Source organism: Asanoa iriomotensis (assembly GCF_016862515.1).
Classification (GTDB): domain Bacteria; phylum Actinomycetota; class Actinomycetes; order Mycobacteriales; family Micromonosporaceae; genus Asanoa; species Asanoa iriomotensis.
This window is the reverse complement of sequence record NZ_BONC01000013.1, coordinates 106,750-120,310: the sequence shown is the minus strand read 5'-3', so window position 1 is coordinate 120,310 and position 13,561 is coordinate 106,750. Positions and strand designations below refer to the sequence as shown.

Sequence of the window (13,561 nt, the reverse complement as noted above, 5' to 3'; positions counted from 1 at the left end):
TTTCCTCGGCTGGTTCAGCGGCGTAGCTCGGCGACGCAGCACTTGACGCTGCCGCCGCCCTTCTTGAGCTCGCCCAGCTCGACCGGGACGGGCGTGTAGCCGGCCGAGGTCAGCTTGGCCGCGAGAGCCGTAGCCTCGGAGTTGAGGACCACGTTGCGGCCGTCGCTGACCAAGTTGAGGCCGAAGGCGAGGGCGTCGGCCTCGTCGGCGACCACCGCGTCGGGGAAGAGCTGGGCCAGCACCCGCTGGGAGCCGGCGGAGAAGGCGCCCGGGTAGTAGGTGATCCGCTTGTCGTCGAGGGCGGCCAGGGCCACGTCGAGGTGGTAGAAGCGTGGGTCCACGAGCTGCAGGGAGATCACCGGGCGGCCGAGGGCCTCCTGGGCGTGGCTGTGCGCGGTCGGCTCGGTGCGGAAGCCGTACCCGGCGAGGATCATCCCGCCGTACGCGTCGGGCAGGTAGGCGAAGTCGCCCTCGCCCTCGTTGATCTCGGTGGGCTCGACGTAGGCCCAGCCCTGCTCGGCATAGAAGGCACGGTGGGCTTCGGCCTCGGCGGCGCGCTGCGGGTAGCGGAAGCGGGCGCCGAACGCCGTGCCGTCGACGGTGAACGCGCCGTTGGCGGCGTAGACCATGTCAGGGAGGCCGTCCTCGGCCGGGAGCACGTGCACGGTGTGCCCGAGCCGGGCAAGGGTCTCCCGGAGGAGTTGCCACTGTTTGAGGGCCAGCTCGACGTCGACGGGCGCGCTGGTGTCCATCCACGGGTTGATCGCGTAGGCCACCGTGAACCGCTCCGGCGGGCACATCAGATATGTCCGCTTACGTGACATCCGCTCGTCCTTCACGATCACCATGATCAGGTACTCTTCGTGGTCAAGACAGCCGAATCTCTTGCTTGGAAGAGGCGAAACGTTGCAGATCGACGACGTAGACCAGCGAATCATTGCGTCGCTCGTCGCCGACGCTCGGGCCTCGTACTCGGAGATCGGTGAACGGGTCTCGCTCTCCGCCCCGGCGGTAAAGAGGCGCGTCGATCGCCTGCGCGCCGCGGGCGTGATCCGCGGGTTCACGGCGGTGGTCGACCCGGCCGCGGTGGGGTGGACGACGGAGGCGTTCGTGGAGCTCTACTGCACGGGGCGCACGACGCCGGCCCAGCTCACGGTCGCGACGCGGCGGCATCCGGAGGTGGTGGGCGCGTACACGGTGTCGGGCGAGGCCGACGCTCTCGTGCACCTGCGGGCCGCCGACATCGCGCACCTGGAGCAGGCCCTGGAGCGGCTGCGGGCGGAGCCGTTCGTGACATCGACGCGGAGCATGATCGTGCTGAGCCGGCTGGTGGACGCGCCCAACGTGGTGCCCACGCCGAACTGAGACCGGGTGGAACGGCCGCGCGACTGACGGCGTCAAACCCGGCATGACCAAGGCCCGTGGTGGCGCGCTCGCCGTTGTCGCTTTGTTGCTGTTGTCCGGGTGCACGGCTGCTTCTCCTGCTCCCACCGCTTCCGGTTCTTCGCCTTCCGCGCCCGCACTGCCGGCGCCCGCGTTCCGGCTGGTCGCGTTCGACTCCTGCGCCGACGTGCTGGCGGGGTTGAAGGCGGCGGCGAAGGAGTCGGTGACGCCGTGGGGCTTCGAGGGCGGCTTCGCCGTGCGGACCACCGGTGGTGCTGTCCCGCAGGCCTTCGCCGACGGCGTCGCCAAGGCCCCAGGCGGGGCCGACCAGGGCGACTACTCCGGCACCAACGTCCACGAGGCCGGCGCCGACGAGCCCGACCTGGTCAAGACCGACGGGCGCCGGATCGTCTCGGTCGTGGGTGGAGTGCTGCGCGTGGTCGACCCCGCCTCTCGCCGGGTCACCGGCAGCGTCAAGCTGGACGGCGACACCTCCTACTTCGGCAACCCGAGCCTGCTGCTGTCGGGCGACCGAGCGATGGTGCTCATGACGGGGTCGGCCACCGTCGAGCAGAACGCGCGGTTGAGTCTCGTGGCGCCCGTCGACACCACCCTCCGCCTGGTCACCGTCGACCTGTCCGGCACGCGGCCCGCTGTCGTCGGCTCGTACACGATCGATGGATCGCTGGTCGACGCGCGCCAGGTGGGCGCGACGGCGCGGATCGTGGTGCGGTCGCGGCCGCGGATCGAGTTCCCGTTCCGGGCCGACGGGACCGACGCGCAACGGCTGCGCGACAACCGGCGGACCATAGATCGGTCCACAATCGACGATTGGCTGCCACGCTGGTCGGCCACCAACGGCGGCGCTTCGGAGAGCGGTCGGGTCGACTGCGGCGCGGTGCGCAAGCCGGACGCGTTCTCGGGGACGTCGCTGCTCACGGTGCTCAGCTTCGACGTCGGTGGCGCCTACGACGCGGGCGATCCGGTCACGATCGTGGCCGACGGCGACCTGGTCTACGGCAACGAGACCAGCCTTTACGTGGCCAACGACCAGCGGTGGCGCGGTTGGCGGGTGGCGGCCAAGCCCGCTCCCACGGAACCGGACACGATCATCTACCGGTTCGACATCACCGGCACCGGCGAACCGCGGTACGTGGCCTCGGGATCGGTGCCCGGTGCCCTGCTCAACCAGTACTCGATGTCGGAGTTCGACGGTCACCTGCGGGTGGCGGTGACGAACGATTCCAACGTCTCGGCCGTCTACGTGCTGCGCGCGGGCGACCTGGCCCGCGTGGGTATGGTCGGCGGCCTCGGCAAGGGCGAGCGGATCTATTCGGTGCGTTTCGCGGGCGCGGTGGGCTATGTGGTGACGTTCCGGCAGACGGACCCGCTCTACACCCTGGACCTGTCCAACCCGTCATCGCCGGCGGTGCGCGGTGAGCTGAAGATCAACGGCTATTCCGCGTACCTGCACCCGCTGGACGACGGCCGCCTGATCGGCGTGGGCCAGGACGCGGACGACCGCGGGCGGGTGCTGGGCACACAGGTGTCGCTCTTCGACGTGTCTGACCTGTCCAATCCGCGCCGGGTTGCGCAACACCACATCCGCAACGGCTACTCAGAGGCGGAAAACGACCCGCACGCGTTCCTGTACTGGGCACCGACCGGCCTGCTCGTGGTCCCGGTCAGCACACCGACGAGCCAGGAGATGCTGGCGCTGCGGGTGTCGGGGTCTGGGTTGGCGGAGGTCGGGCAGGTGCGGCATCCGACGGTGGGCTTCGACTGGACGATCCGTCGGTCGCTGATGGTCTCGGGGACATTGTGGACGGTGTCCGATTCCGGCATGCGGGCAACGGATCCGCAGTCACTGCGGGAAGAGAACTGGGTGCCGTTCTCCTAGCACTCTGCGTACTCCGCACCCGGGGCCTGGCGTGGGCCTGGCGGGGCAGCGCGGCGGAGGCGTGGCTGGGCATCTCGTTGGGCGGCAGCCATGGGGTGACTCTTTGCCGCGTGGGCCGCTTCGGAGCACCTTGCCGCGCGATATCCGCGTTCGGGTGGGCATCCGTGGCTGACGCAAGTGCCGCTGCGCGATATCCGCAGACGGGGCCCAGCCCTCCTGCGACCAATCTCCGCCGTAAACATCGGCGTAGCGGCGCGGATCTGTTGGCGCGGCGCAGTCGCGGCGTCGCACACACCGACCTCAGCGACCGGCGTCGGCCCGGGGTTTGCCTTCGGTCTTCGTGGTGGTGGCCGGCGGGATGCGGCGAAACCAAGACTTCGCGGCGACCGCTACAAGTACATGCCGGTCTTGGGCTCCTGGGAACCGCGCTGGGCGGGCTTGTCGCCTTCGCCGAAGAAGCGTTTGCCGCCGAACTCGCCGTGTAGGCGGTCGTCCAGCTCGTCGGCCAGGCCCGTCATGACCTGGACCGCGAGCATCAGGTGGGTCGCCTGGAAGTTGCGGCCGAACACCGGGATCGACGCCCAGACGGTGTCGTTGGTGCAGTAGAGGCGGCCGATCGGCATGCGGTTGGTCAGCTCCGAGAGCTTGACGTAGAGCTGCTCCGTCGGCTCGATCTCGGTCAGCACCGGCGAGAAGACGTCGACCAGCGGCGGGTTGTCGCGGACGCGTACGAAGACCATCGCGGAACCCGCGCGGATGCCGATGTCGCCGTCGGAGTCGACCTTGAGTTGCTCCGGCTCGGATTTCATCAGCGCGGCGACCACGGTCCGCACGCGCTCTTCCAGGGCGATGCTGTCATCACCCGCGATCGCCTGGTCACCTCGGGCGGCGATCGCCTGGCCGGTCTTTATCGCGCTGTCGAGGTCGAGGTTGCCGGCGATCTCGGGCCGCGCGGTCGCGAGCGGCTCGACCGGGATCGGCTCGTCCTCGGCGTCGTGCACGAGGTAGACGAGGAACGCGGGGTGCGGCGCGCCGTAGACATCGCGCAACGTACGCGAAACGGTCGTGGCGATCCGGGAGGCGTCCTTGATCGACGCGTGCAACCCGAACTGCTCACCGGAATCGGGCAGCACTCCCGGCGGCGACCAGCCGAGCGCGACGAGGTCGGCGACCGCGCCCCGGTTGAGCCGGTACCCCTCCGGCAGCGAGGCGTTGCCCACCGCCAGCGCGCGCACCGCGTCCTCGCTGACGATCTGCAGCTCGACGGAGTAAACGGCGGCCCCGGTGCCCGATGCCGTCGGATCGAGCGTCAACTCCACCCGCGACCCGACCGGCAACTCGGCCAACATCGTCGACAGCGCCCGCGCGAAGTCACGCCAAGCCTCGATGACCTTGCCGCGCAAATCGGCCGTGCTCGCCTCGTCGAGCAGGATCGCGTCGGTAAAGCCGTCGTCCCCCGTACTCGTTAGCTGCGCTGACGTCATGATCGCCTCCGTCCGTCAGCCACACCCTACCCAGGGCACCGGGCCACACGGATAGGCCGGTGTGAGTCGGATAACCGCATTACACCGCGCTTCCACCCAGTCTGCTTGCCGAGCCCGGACGATGCGGTTTCCGACCCTGGCCAGACCCATGATCAGCCGCTGGTCGCGGGCTCGCTTTCTCTCGCGTACGCCTCCGTTCGACCAGCGATGTTCAACATCGGAAGCCAACGCGAGGATTGCGCGGTTTGCGGTGGCCCCGGATCATCCCGCCTGCCGCGAAGGGCGCCGTAGGGTCATGGGAGGTTGGTGACTAGGAGGATCGCCGTGGCGGGTTTTGCGGCCGTCGTGCTGGCGGGCGGCTCGGCCCGGCGGATGGGCGGCTCCGACAAGCCGTCGCTGGTGGTGGCCGGGCGGTCGCTGCGCGACCGGGTCCTGGACGCGGTGGCCGCCGCCGACCCCACGGTGGTGGTCGGCGGACGCACCGACGTGCCGCCCGGCGTGCGTTACACCCGCGAGGACCCACCCGGCGGCGGCCCGGTCGCCGCGGTTGCCGCCGGCTTGGCGGCGGTGGGCCCAGAGCCCCAGGTGGTAGCTCTCGTCGCCGGCGACCTGCCGATGCTCACGACGGCCGCCGTGACCGGTCTGGGTCACGCGCTGTCCACTGCGGACGGTGCTCTGTTCGTCGATGCTGACGGCCGGCGCCAACTGCTCTGCGGAGTGTGGCGGCCGGACAGCCTGCGCCGCCGTCTGACCGCGTTGGCGTCGGCAGGGCACGGCGCCTCGATGCGTGCGTTGATCGAGCCGCTGCGGGTGGTCGAGGTGTCATGGGCCGGGGACGGCCCACCGCCGTGGTTCGACTGTGACACGGAAGAAGACCTCCGTATGGTGCGGGAATGGCTGACAGCGAAAAGAGCGGGATAAAGCTCGACGAGTGGGTGCAGGCCGCGTGCGCCGAGCTGAACATCGCGCCGTCTGACGCCCCGGTGTCGCTGGTACTCAACCTGGCAAGAGACGTCGCCCACAACACGGTGCGCCCGGCGGCACCGGTCACCGCATACCTGCTCGGCCTTGCGGTAGGTCGCGGCGCGAACCCTCGCGATGCCGCCGCGGCCCTGACCGCCCTCGCGACCCAGCAACCCCACCCCGACACCGACGACCGCTGACCATCTGCGTGCTCGCCACTCCGGCCGCGATCTGCCCCGACCGGGCCGACCGCGCGGTGCCGTCACCAGCCGGCCATGCCCGTCGCGACCTGCCCCGCCGGACGACCGACCACCGTGCCGCAGCCGCCCGCCGTGCCGCCACGACCTGCCCCGCCCGACCACCGCGGCGCCACCACGTCGCAGCCGGCGTTATTCCGTCCCGACGTGCCCGACCAGGACGACCACCGCGCCGCCGCCCAACCGCGGCGGGGCCACCGCGCCGTGACAGTGTGCCTGGCCGCGACGAGCACGGCGCGCCGGACTCCGGCCGCCTGCCGTGCCCGTCGCGACGTGCCTGGCCGGGACGACCACCGCGTCGCCTCGTGACCGCGGCCCCGTCGCGACGTGCTCGGCCGGGATCTTGCGGCGCTGGCCGCGCCGTCGGCGGTACCGAGAGCCACCCGTTATTGGTCCCTCCTTTCGCCGCAGCGGACGGCGGTCGCGATCCAGCGGCCCGCTTGGCCGTTGATGCGCTCGGGGCGCATCGCGGAGGGTGGTGCTAGGCCGAGACGCGCCGCGCTGCGTGGGCCGCGAGCGGTCGAAGGAGCTCGTTTGGCGTGCATCCCTACGCGAGCGGTGGCGAGCGAGGGCAGGATGGGGGCGTGGGACGCGTTACCGATCGCCGTGAGGTTGTTCGCATCGATCTCTCGACCGGGAGCACCGCGCGCCGGATGGACTCCCTCTCCGGTGAGGAGCCGCTCGAGATCCGGGTGGGCACCCGCGCCGAGGGGAGGCGGCCGCTCGCGGTCACTATGCGTACCCCCGGTGATGACATCGATCTCGCCATCGGGTTTCTGTTGACCGAAGGGGTCATCCGGGACGCCGACGACGTCGTCACCGCTCAGCTGTGTGCTGGGACGGACACGCCCAACACCTACAACGTGGTCGACGTCGTGTTGGCCGATGGGGTGCCCGCGCCCGATACCGATCCCGCTCGGGCGTTCTACACGACCAGTTCCTGCGGCGTGTGCGGGAAGGCGAGCATCGACGCCATTCGTACCCGCTCGCCTTGGGAGCTTGGCGACTGCTCGCTGACGGTTTCCGCGGCGTCGTTGGCCGGTCTGCCCGATCGGCTCCGGGCAGCTCAGCGGACCTTCGACCGTACCGGTGGGCTGCATGCCGCCGGTCTGTTCACCGCCGACGGTGAGGCGGTGTTGGTGCGCGAGGACGTCGGGCGGCACAACGCCGTCGACAAGGTCATCGGTCGGGCGGTCGCCGAGCGTCTGCTGCCGCTGAGCGAGCACGTGCTGCTCGTCTCCGGGCGGGCCAGTTTCGAGCTCACCCAGAAAGCTTGGATGGCGGGCATTCCGGTGCTCGCGGCCGTGTCGGCGCCGAGCTCGCTTGCCGTCGATCTCGCCCAGGAGGCGGGGATGACGCTGGTCGGCTTCCTGCGTGGCGCCACGATGAACGTCTACTGCGGTGCCCACCGGATCATCCAGCCCGAGCGGGACCAAGCCGTGACGCCGGCGGCAGGCTGACCGTCGCCTGGCGATGTCGGCCGCCGCCAGCAGCAGCGTGACCGCGATCCACGCGCATGCGGCCCAGGGAAACGGCATCCCGCACCGCCCTCAGCTCGCCTGGTCGTGGCCGGGGCCGACGTGCGGACCGATCCAGCGTCGCCGCCGGCGTTGGTCACGTCGGGGCGGCGCCAGGTGGGGCTGCTCCGCGGCGTCGACCATGATCGAGGGTGGCAGGCACTGCTCGAGGATCTCGTCGATCATGCGGGCCAGGGCGTAGTCGGGGTCGACCGCCAACGCCCGCTCGACGGCGATGGTCGCCAATGCTCCGTATCCGGCCCGCCACGCCGCGAAGGCGAGCAGGCTGGCCGGTGCCGCGGCCAGCGGCGGGTCGACCCGGCGCACGACGTCGCTCCACAGGTCGACGTGCCACTCGTCGTCGGTGGTGTGCTCCCATGCGTGATCGCGTGCCGGCAGGTGGACCAGCAGCACGCTCAGCCAGGCCACCTCGTCGTCGGAGAGCGTGCGGCCGACGCGATAGCGCGCCACTGCCTCGTCGACGGCCTCGTCGCCCGCGGCGCGCAACGCCTTCGCCACCCGGGTGTTCGCGTGGACGGCAGCGGCGACCATTCGCGGCGCCATCGACCGGAGCCGGGTCGAACCGATCTCGCCGGCGGCCCGGGCCGCGTCGACCAGTGCTGTCAGGCGCGTGTCGGCCCTGGCCGTCGCCTCGGTCATCGCCGCGCGCGCGGCTCCGGCGACCGGGGCGATCGACGTGGCGACGGATTCCCGGTCGGGCAGCGCGACGCGACCCGCGTAGACGGCTGCGGCGCCCACGCACGTCGTCGTCAGGTCGAACAGCTTGCCCTCCGGCGGGCAGCAGCTCGGGTTGGCGCACACGTAGGACCAGTAGCGACCTTCGTCCACCCGGAGAACGTCGACCACCGTGACGTCGGTGGGGCGCAGCGCGTCGCACACCGCCTCGGCGATCGGAGTGACCGCCGTCGACGGGCCGTACCCGATGATCGCGATCGCGTCGACCGGGTCGCGGAACAGCAGCGACGCCAGGCGGCGGGCGATCTGGCTCGGCGGGACCGCCGCCGGTAGGTCGCCGCGCGCCACGAAACGCACGCGATCGCCCACGATCGCGATGACCACGATGCTCTCGGTCGGATGGAACCCGAGCAGGTAGGGCACCGACGCGATGAGGTCGGCGCAGGAACGCACGGTGATGGGTGGCGCCTCGGTAGCGGTCATGGCGCGAAAGAGTGGTCGATGCCGGTGGGTGATCGCCAGGGTACGAACGGCAACCTGTGGATAACTTCGTGGTGGCACAAGTTATCCACAGGCGCTGGCGAAGATCCCCCGGCGCATGCCTCCGCCCGGGAGACTCAGCCCCGGAAGCGCAGCCCGTGCAGTTGGATCTCGATGTCGTCCACGGTGGACGGCGCCGGGTGCAGGTCAAGGCTGAGCTCGACAGCGGAGAGGAGGTCGAAACCAGCAGCATGAAGCGACTTCATAGCTTCGACGTTGCGCGACTCGGGTCGGATGGTGAGCCGCGCCAGAGAGCGTTTCTTCGCCTCGCCCGTCACGTGCTTCAGCAGTGCCGCGCCTATGCCCGACCCGCGGCGCCGCGCGGCGACGACGATGGGCTCCACCTCGCCGCTGGTGCCCTGCATGAGCAACCCCACGAGCCCGATGACGCCCTCGTTCGGGTCGTCGGCCACCCAGATTCCCGACAGGTCGAGCCTGGTCAGATAGTCCTCGAAGCCGGCGCCAGGGTCCGCGCCCGCCGACCGCCCGTAAAGACCGCTCCGTCGCTCCGCGAGCTCGACCCACAGTGCCCGGGCTGCCGCGTGGTCTCCGGGACGATAGGGGCGGACCACCACATCCGTCATGTCCTCATGCTTACTCTCCGAAGCGACCCGGCGAAACCCGACGCACGACAGGGGTCCAGACTTGGGCGTCATGGACTTGGCCTACCTCCGGTCACATCCGCAACAACTGCCGACGTTCCTCAAGCACCAGCGCATCCGCGAGACGCCGGTGGCGGGTGGCAGCATCTCCGCCGCCGCCCGGTTGACGCTCGACGATGGCGCGTCGCTGTTCGTCAAGACCTGGCCCGAGCAGGCGTCGGCGCCGACGCCCGAAGGGTTTTTCACGTCGGAGGCGGCAGGCATCGATTGGCTGCGGACCCCGGGTGGCCCGCCGCTGCCCGAGGTGCTGGTGGCGCTGCCCGAGATGCTGGCGCTGGAATGGCTCGACGCGGGGTCGCCGACGAAGGCGGCCGCCGAGCGCTTCGGCCGCGAGTTGGCGATCATGCATCGCGTGGGTGCGCCGGCGTTCGGCGCGGGCTGGCCTGGCTACATCGGCGCATTGCCCCAGGACAACACGCTCTCGGCGCAGGCTTGGCCGCAGTGGTTCGCCGCTTCGCGGCTGTTGCCCTATCTGCGGCTCTCAGCGGATGGTGGGGCGCTCTCCGCGGAAGACGTGGCGGCGACGGAGCGGCTGATCGACCAGATCGACGGGTACGGCGGTGCCGAGCCGCCGTCGCGTATCCACGGCGACCTGTGGCCGGGCAACCTCTACTGGGCCGCGGACGGCCGCGCCTGGCTGATCGACCCGGCGGCGCACGGTGGCCACCGGGAGACCGACCTGGCGCAGCTCGCCCTCTGGGGTGGGGCGCCCGAGCTGGCCCGGATCCTCGACGCCTACCAGGAGGAGTGGCCACTCGCCGACGGTTGGCAGCGACGGGTGCCGTTGCATCAACTGCACCTGCTGCTGGTGCACACCGCGCTGTTCGGTTCGGCCTATCGCTCCGCGGTCCGCCAGGCGGTCGACACGTTGCTGCGCTCCTAGGCCAACCCGTGCCGGCCGGCCCAGGCGCCGGCCTTCGCCGATGAGGCCGGCCACCGGCCACCGCGGGTGAGGCCCGGCCACCGGCCACCGCGGGTGAAGCCCGGCCACCGGCCACCGCGCGTGAAGCCCGGCCACCGGCCACCGCAGGTGAAGCCCGGCCGGCGGCCTTCGCGGGCCGGCCGCGCCACGCGGGCACCCGGTCACAAGGTGGGGCCGAGCAGTTAGGCATGGGCCGGCGTCCTCGCACGTGCGCCGAGCCGCAGGCGATCGCAGGAGGGGCCTGCACACTCGTCTCACAGGTCCACCGCACCTGCGATCATGGCTGGTAGGAACGCCTCCCGTCCTCGCAGATCGCCCAGCCGCAGGTCCTCGCCCGGCAGCCGATCCGCCGGTCTCCGCGGTTGGGCCTGGTCACCGGCCTTCGCGAGTGCGTTGGGCGGGGGTTGTGCGGTAATCAAATCCGCGTCTCGCTGCGGCGCAGCGGTCATGTTCGGAGTGATCGCGGCCGCGGCGCCGTCGGATTGGGCGGGTATCTGATCGGCCAGCAGCGACCGTTTTCGATCGTGGGCCTGGGTTGGGTGGGCCGAGCGGGTGGTGGGGCTGGCCATTGCGGGAATCCACGAGATCGACGATTACGCGATACGGTCGAACGGTGACGATATCCGAGGTCCGGGCCACGGAAGGGGTGCTGGCCGACCGCTTCGGGCGGGTAGCTACCGATCTGCGGGTCTCGCTTACGGATCGGTGCAACCTCCGCTGCAGCTACTGCATGCCCGCTGAGGGGCTGGCGTGGCTGCCGCGGGAAGAGTTGTTGAGCGACGCCGAGATTGTGCGGTTGGTGCGGGTCGCGGTGGAGCGGCTCGGTGTGACTGATGTCCGGTTCACCGGTGGCGAGCCGTTGATTCGGCCCGGGCTTGTCGACATCGTCGGGGCCTGTGCGGAGCTGCGGCCCCGGCCGAAGATGTCTGTCACCACCAACGGGATCGGGCTCGATCGGCTGGCGGGCGCCCTCAAGAGTGCCGGGCTTGATCGGGTCAACGTTTCGTTGGACACGCTGGATCCGGCGCGGTTCAAAACGCTGACCCGGCGTGATCGGCATGCCGCGGTGATTTCCGGGCTCAAGGCGGCGGCCGCCGCTGGGCTCGTGCCCGTGAAAATCAACTCCGTGCTGATGCGTGGGATCAATGACGACGAGGCGCCGGAGTTGGTGCGGTTCGCGTTGGCGCACGGCTACGAGCTGCGGTTCATCGAGCAGATGCCGCTCGACGCGCAGCACAGCTGGGATCGCGCGACGATGGTGACGGCCGACGAGATTCTCGAGTCGTTGAAGGCGAGTTACACGCTGTTGCCCGACCCGGTCGAGCGTGGCGGGGCGCCGGCCGAGACGTGGGTGGTCGACGGCTACACCGCCAGTGACGGTGGGCCCGCGCGGGTCGGGGTGATCGGCAGCGTGACGCGGCCGTTCTGCGGTGACTGCGACCGCACCCGGCTCACCGCTGACGGGCAGGTCCGCAACTGTCTGTTCGCGACCGACGAATCAGACCTGCGTGGCGCGCTGCGCGCCGGCGCTACCGACGACGAGCTGGCCAAGCGCTGGCAGGCCGCGATGTGGGTCAAGCGACCCGGCCACGGCATCGACGACCCGTCGTTCCTCCAGCCGGCCCGCCCGATGTCCGCCATCGGCGGCTAGCGACCTGAAACCACCGTGGGCGGCACCGGATAGGCTGATCGGCATGGGTAATGCCGTTGGCGGGGCGGCGTCCGGGGTCGTGACCGTGCGGTTTTTCGCCGGGGCCCGGGCGGCTGCCGGTGTCTCGGAGACCAGCGTGGTCGCCGGGCTGACGCAGGACGACTTCGTCGCCGAGCTGGTAGGGCGACACGGTGAGCGGCTCGCCACCGTGCTCAAGGTCGCCAGCTTCCTGGTCAACGGTGTCGCCTGGCGGGACGGTCACCGGCCGTTGCCCGCCGGCGCCGAGGTTGACGTCCTTCCGCCCTTCGCGGGTGGGTAAGTGGGCATCGTTCTCTTCGTCGGCTTCGCGTTCGCCGTCATCGGTCTGATCCACTTCTATCTCTGGAAACGGCTCGTCAAGGACACGACCCGACCCGGGAAGTGGCGCCGGGTCGGCGCCCTAGCCACGCTCGTGCTCGGGCTGCTCGTGCCGGCCACGCTGATCGGCACCCGCCTTGGTGTCACCGCACTGGCGTGGCCCGGGTACCTGTGGATCGCGCTGATGTTCTACCTGCTCGTCGTGCTGGCCCTGCTCGAGATCCCGATGCTGGTCACCCGCATCGTGCTGCGCAACCGCGCCACCGCGACAGTTCAGGCGGCCGAGCAGGCGGCGGCGGTCAAGACCGAGAACACCAGCACCCTCACGGAACCGCCGCGCGACGAACCCAACGGCATCGACCGCCGGCTGCTGCTCGCCCGCGGTGCCGCCATCTTCGCCGGGCTCACCGCTACCGGCATCACCGCGTACGGCACCCGCACCGCCCTGAGCGCACCCCGAATCGACCGCGTCCAGATCAACCTCGCCAAGCTGCCGCGCAGCATGGACGGGTTCCGCATCGCCACCGTCTCCGACATCCACCTCGGCCCCCTCGCCGGCCGCGCACACGCCCAGCGCGTCGTCGACGTCATCAACCGGACCCAGGCCGACCTCGTCGCCGTCGTCGGTGACCTGGTCGACGGCTCCGTCGAGGAGCTCGGCGCCGCCGCCGCACCGCTGCGGGACATCCAGTCGCGCCACGGCGCGTTCTTCGTGACCGGCAACCACGAGTACTACTCCGGCGCCGAGGAGTGGCTGGCCGAGGTGGAACGGCTGGGCATCCGCACCCTGCGCAACCAGCGCCAGCTCATCACCGCGCCCGGTGGAGCGATCGACCTCGCCGGCGTCAACGACGTCGACGGGGAAGGCTCCAGCACCGGCGGGCCGGACATCGCGGGCACGTTGCGCGACCGCGATCGGAGCATCCCCGTCGTGCTGCTCGCCCACCAGCCGGTCCAGGTGCACGAAGCCGCCGAGCACGGCGTCGACCTGCAGCTTTCCGGGCACACGCACGGCGGTCAGATGGTCCCGTTCAACTACCTGGTGCGGCTCGAACAGCCCGTCATCCGCGGTTACGCCCAGTTCGGCGACACCCAGCTCTACGTCACCAACGGCGCGGGATTCTGGGGCCCTCCGGTACGCGTCGGCGCGCCGCCGCAAGTCACCCTTGTGGAGCTTCGCACCCGTTAGCGCTGTGCGACACGCCGCACCACGGTGGACGGTCACCCCG

Annotated in this window: 14 protein-coding genes; 9 read left to right on the top strand and 5 right to left on the bottom strand. The window is 70.7% G+C overall.

The genetic code is table 11. The annotated features are described in order from the left end of the window. Positions 1–14: 14 nt before the first annotated feature. Positions 15–848, bottom strand: coding sequence for a dimethylargininase (gene ddaH, locus Air01nite_RS12040; protein ID WP_203702088.1), 834 nt, complete (start codon positions 846–848; stop codon positions 15–17). Positions 849–906: 58 nt separating this feature from the next. Here ddaH and Air01nite_RS12035 point away from each other — a divergent pair, with 58 nt between their 5' ends. Together Air01nite_RS12035 and Air01nite_RS12030 are read left to right on the top strand one after the other, a co-directional pair. Then, positions 907–1,365, top strand: a complete 459-nt coding sequence (locus Air01nite_RS12035) for an Lrp/AsnC family transcriptional regulator (protein ID WP_203702087.1) — start codon at positions 907–909, stop codon at positions 1,363–1,365. A 43-nt stretch (positions 1,366–1,408) separates the two neighbouring features. Beyond that, positions 1,409–3,283, top strand: coding sequence for a beta-propeller domain-containing protein (locus Air01nite_RS12030; RefSeq protein ID WP_203702086.1), 1,875 nt, complete (start codon positions 1,409–1,411; stop codon positions 3,281–3,283). Positions 3,284–3,672: 389 nt separating this feature from the next. Here the strand turns inward: Air01nite_RS12030 and Air01nite_RS12025 are convergent, their stop codons facing one another. Next, positions 3,673–4,767 (bottom strand): T3SS (YopN, CesT) and YbjN peptide-binding chaperone 1, encoded by a 1,095-nt coding sequence (locus Air01nite_RS12025; RefSeq protein ID WP_203702085.1) that lies wholly within the window; start codon positions 4,765–4,767, stop codon positions 3,673–3,675. 324 nt (positions 4,768–5,091) lie between these two features. On the opposite strand from Air01nite_RS12025, the gene mobA reads away from it, so the two are divergent. The 3 genes from mobA (at position 5,092) to fdhD (ending at position 7,447) form a co-directional block, all read left to right on the top strand. Then, positions 5,092–5,688, top strand: a complete 597-nt coding sequence (mobA, locus tag Air01nite_RS12020; RefSeq protein ID WP_203702084.1) for a molybdenum cofactor guanylyltransferase — start codon at positions 5,092–5,094, stop codon at positions 5,686–5,688. Further along, entirely contained in the window at positions 5,661–5,930 is a 270-nt protein-coding gene (locus tag Air01nite_RS12015) for a DUF6457 domain-containing protein (RefSeq protein ID WP_203702083.1), read from the top strand. Before mobA ends, Air01nite_RS12015 begins: the two co-directional genes overlap by 28 nt. A 641-nt stretch (positions 5,931–6,571) precedes the next feature. After that, on the top strand, positions 6,572–7,447 hold the full coding sequence (gene fdhD, locus Air01nite_RS12010; protein WP_203702120.1) for a formate dehydrogenase accessory sulfurtransferase FdhD: 876 nt from the start codon (positions 6,572–6,574) through the stop codon (positions 7,445–7,447). 90 nt (positions 7,448–7,537) lie between these two features. Here the strand turns inward: fdhD and Air01nite_RS12005 are convergent, their stop codons facing one another. After that, positions 7,538–8,683 (bottom strand): DUF4192 domain-containing protein, encoded by a 1,146-nt coding sequence (locus tag Air01nite_RS12005; RefSeq protein WP_203702082.1) that lies wholly within the window; start codon positions 8,681–8,683, stop codon positions 7,538–7,540. A gap of 134 nt (positions 8,684–8,817) precedes the next feature. Continuing rightward, positions 8,818–9,324, bottom strand: a complete 507-nt coding sequence (locus Air01nite_RS12000; protein ID WP_203702081.1) for a GNAT family N-acetyltransferase — start codon at positions 9,322–9,324, stop codon at positions 8,818–8,820. 70 nt (positions 9,325–9,394) lie between these two features. On the opposite strand from Air01nite_RS12000, the gene Air01nite_RS11995 reads away from it, so the two are divergent. Continuing rightward, entirely contained in the window at positions 9,395–10,285 is an 891-nt protein-coding gene (locus tag Air01nite_RS11995) for a fructosamine kinase family protein (protein WP_203702080.1), read from the top strand. A gap of 293 nt (positions 10,286–10,578) precedes the next feature. On the opposite strand, the gene Air01nite_RS11990 is transcribed toward Air01nite_RS11995, so the two are convergent. Beyond that, entirely contained in the window at positions 10,579–10,893 is a 315-nt protein-coding gene (locus Air01nite_RS11990) for a hypothetical protein (protein ID WP_203702079.1), read from the bottom strand. A gap of 50 nt (positions 10,894–10,943) precedes the next feature. Here Air01nite_RS11990 and moaA point away from each other — a divergent pair, with 50 nt between their 5' ends. Genes moaA through Air01nite_RS11975 form a run of 3 tightly spaced genes read left to right on the top strand, consistent with a single transcriptional unit; the run spans position 10,944 to position 13,521 of the window. Next, the gene (gene moaA, locus Air01nite_RS11985; protein ID WP_203702119.1) at positions 10,944–11,975 is read left to right on the top strand and encodes a GTP 3',8-cyclase MoaA; all 1,032 of its coding nucleotides are present in this window, start codon (positions 10,944–10,946) and stop codon (positions 11,973–11,975) included. A gap of 43 nt (positions 11,976–12,018) precedes the next feature. Beyond that, complete coding sequence (locus Air01nite_RS11980; RefSeq protein WP_203702078.1) at positions 12,019–12,294, top strand: MoaD/ThiS family protein; 276 nt, start codon at positions 12,019–12,021, stop codon at positions 12,292–12,294. Continuing rightward, positions 12,295–13,521: a metallophosphoesterase gene (locus Air01nite_RS11975; RefSeq protein ID WP_203702077.1), complete on the top strand. Its 1,227-nt coding sequence runs from the start codon at positions 12,295–12,297 to the stop codon at positions 13,519–13,521. Positions 13,522–13,561: the final 40 nt, after the last annotated feature.

Coding starts and splice junctions, on each gene's coding strand:
- Air01nite_RS12015 (WP_203702083.1), top strand. CDS start 5,661: ATGGCTGACAGCGAAAAGAGCGGGATAAAGCTCGACGAGTGGGTGCAG.
- Air01nite_RS11990 (WP_203702079.1), bottom strand. CDS start 10,893: ATGGCCAGCCCCACCACCCGCTCGGCCCACCCAACCCAGGCCCACGAT.
- ddaH (WP_203702088.1), bottom strand. CDS start 848: ATGGTGATCGTGAAGGACGAGCGGATGTCACGTAAGCGGACATATCTG.
- Air01nite_RS11995 (WP_203702080.1), top strand. CDS start 9,395: ATGGACTTGGCCTACCTCCGGTCACATCCGCAACAACTGCCGACGTTC.
- Air01nite_RS11980 (WP_203702078.1), top strand. CDS start 12,019: ATGGGTAATGCCGTTGGCGGGGCGGCGTCCGGGGTCGTGACCGTGCGG.
- Air01nite_RS12005 (WP_203702082.1), bottom strand. CDS start 8,683: ATGACCGCTACCGAGGCGCCACCCATCACCGTGCGTTCCTGCGCCGAC.
- Air01nite_RS12030 (WP_203702086.1), top strand. CDS start 1,409: ATGACCAAGGCCCGTGGTGGCGCGCTCGCCGTTGTCGCTTTGTTGCTG.
- Air01nite_RS12000 (WP_203702081.1), bottom strand. CDS start 9,324: ATGACGGATGTGGTGGTCCGCCCCTATCGTCCCGGAGACCACGCGGCA.
- Air01nite_RS12025 (WP_203702085.1), bottom strand. CDS start 4,767: ATGACGTCAGCGCAGCTAACGAGTACGGGGGACGACGGCTTTACCGAC.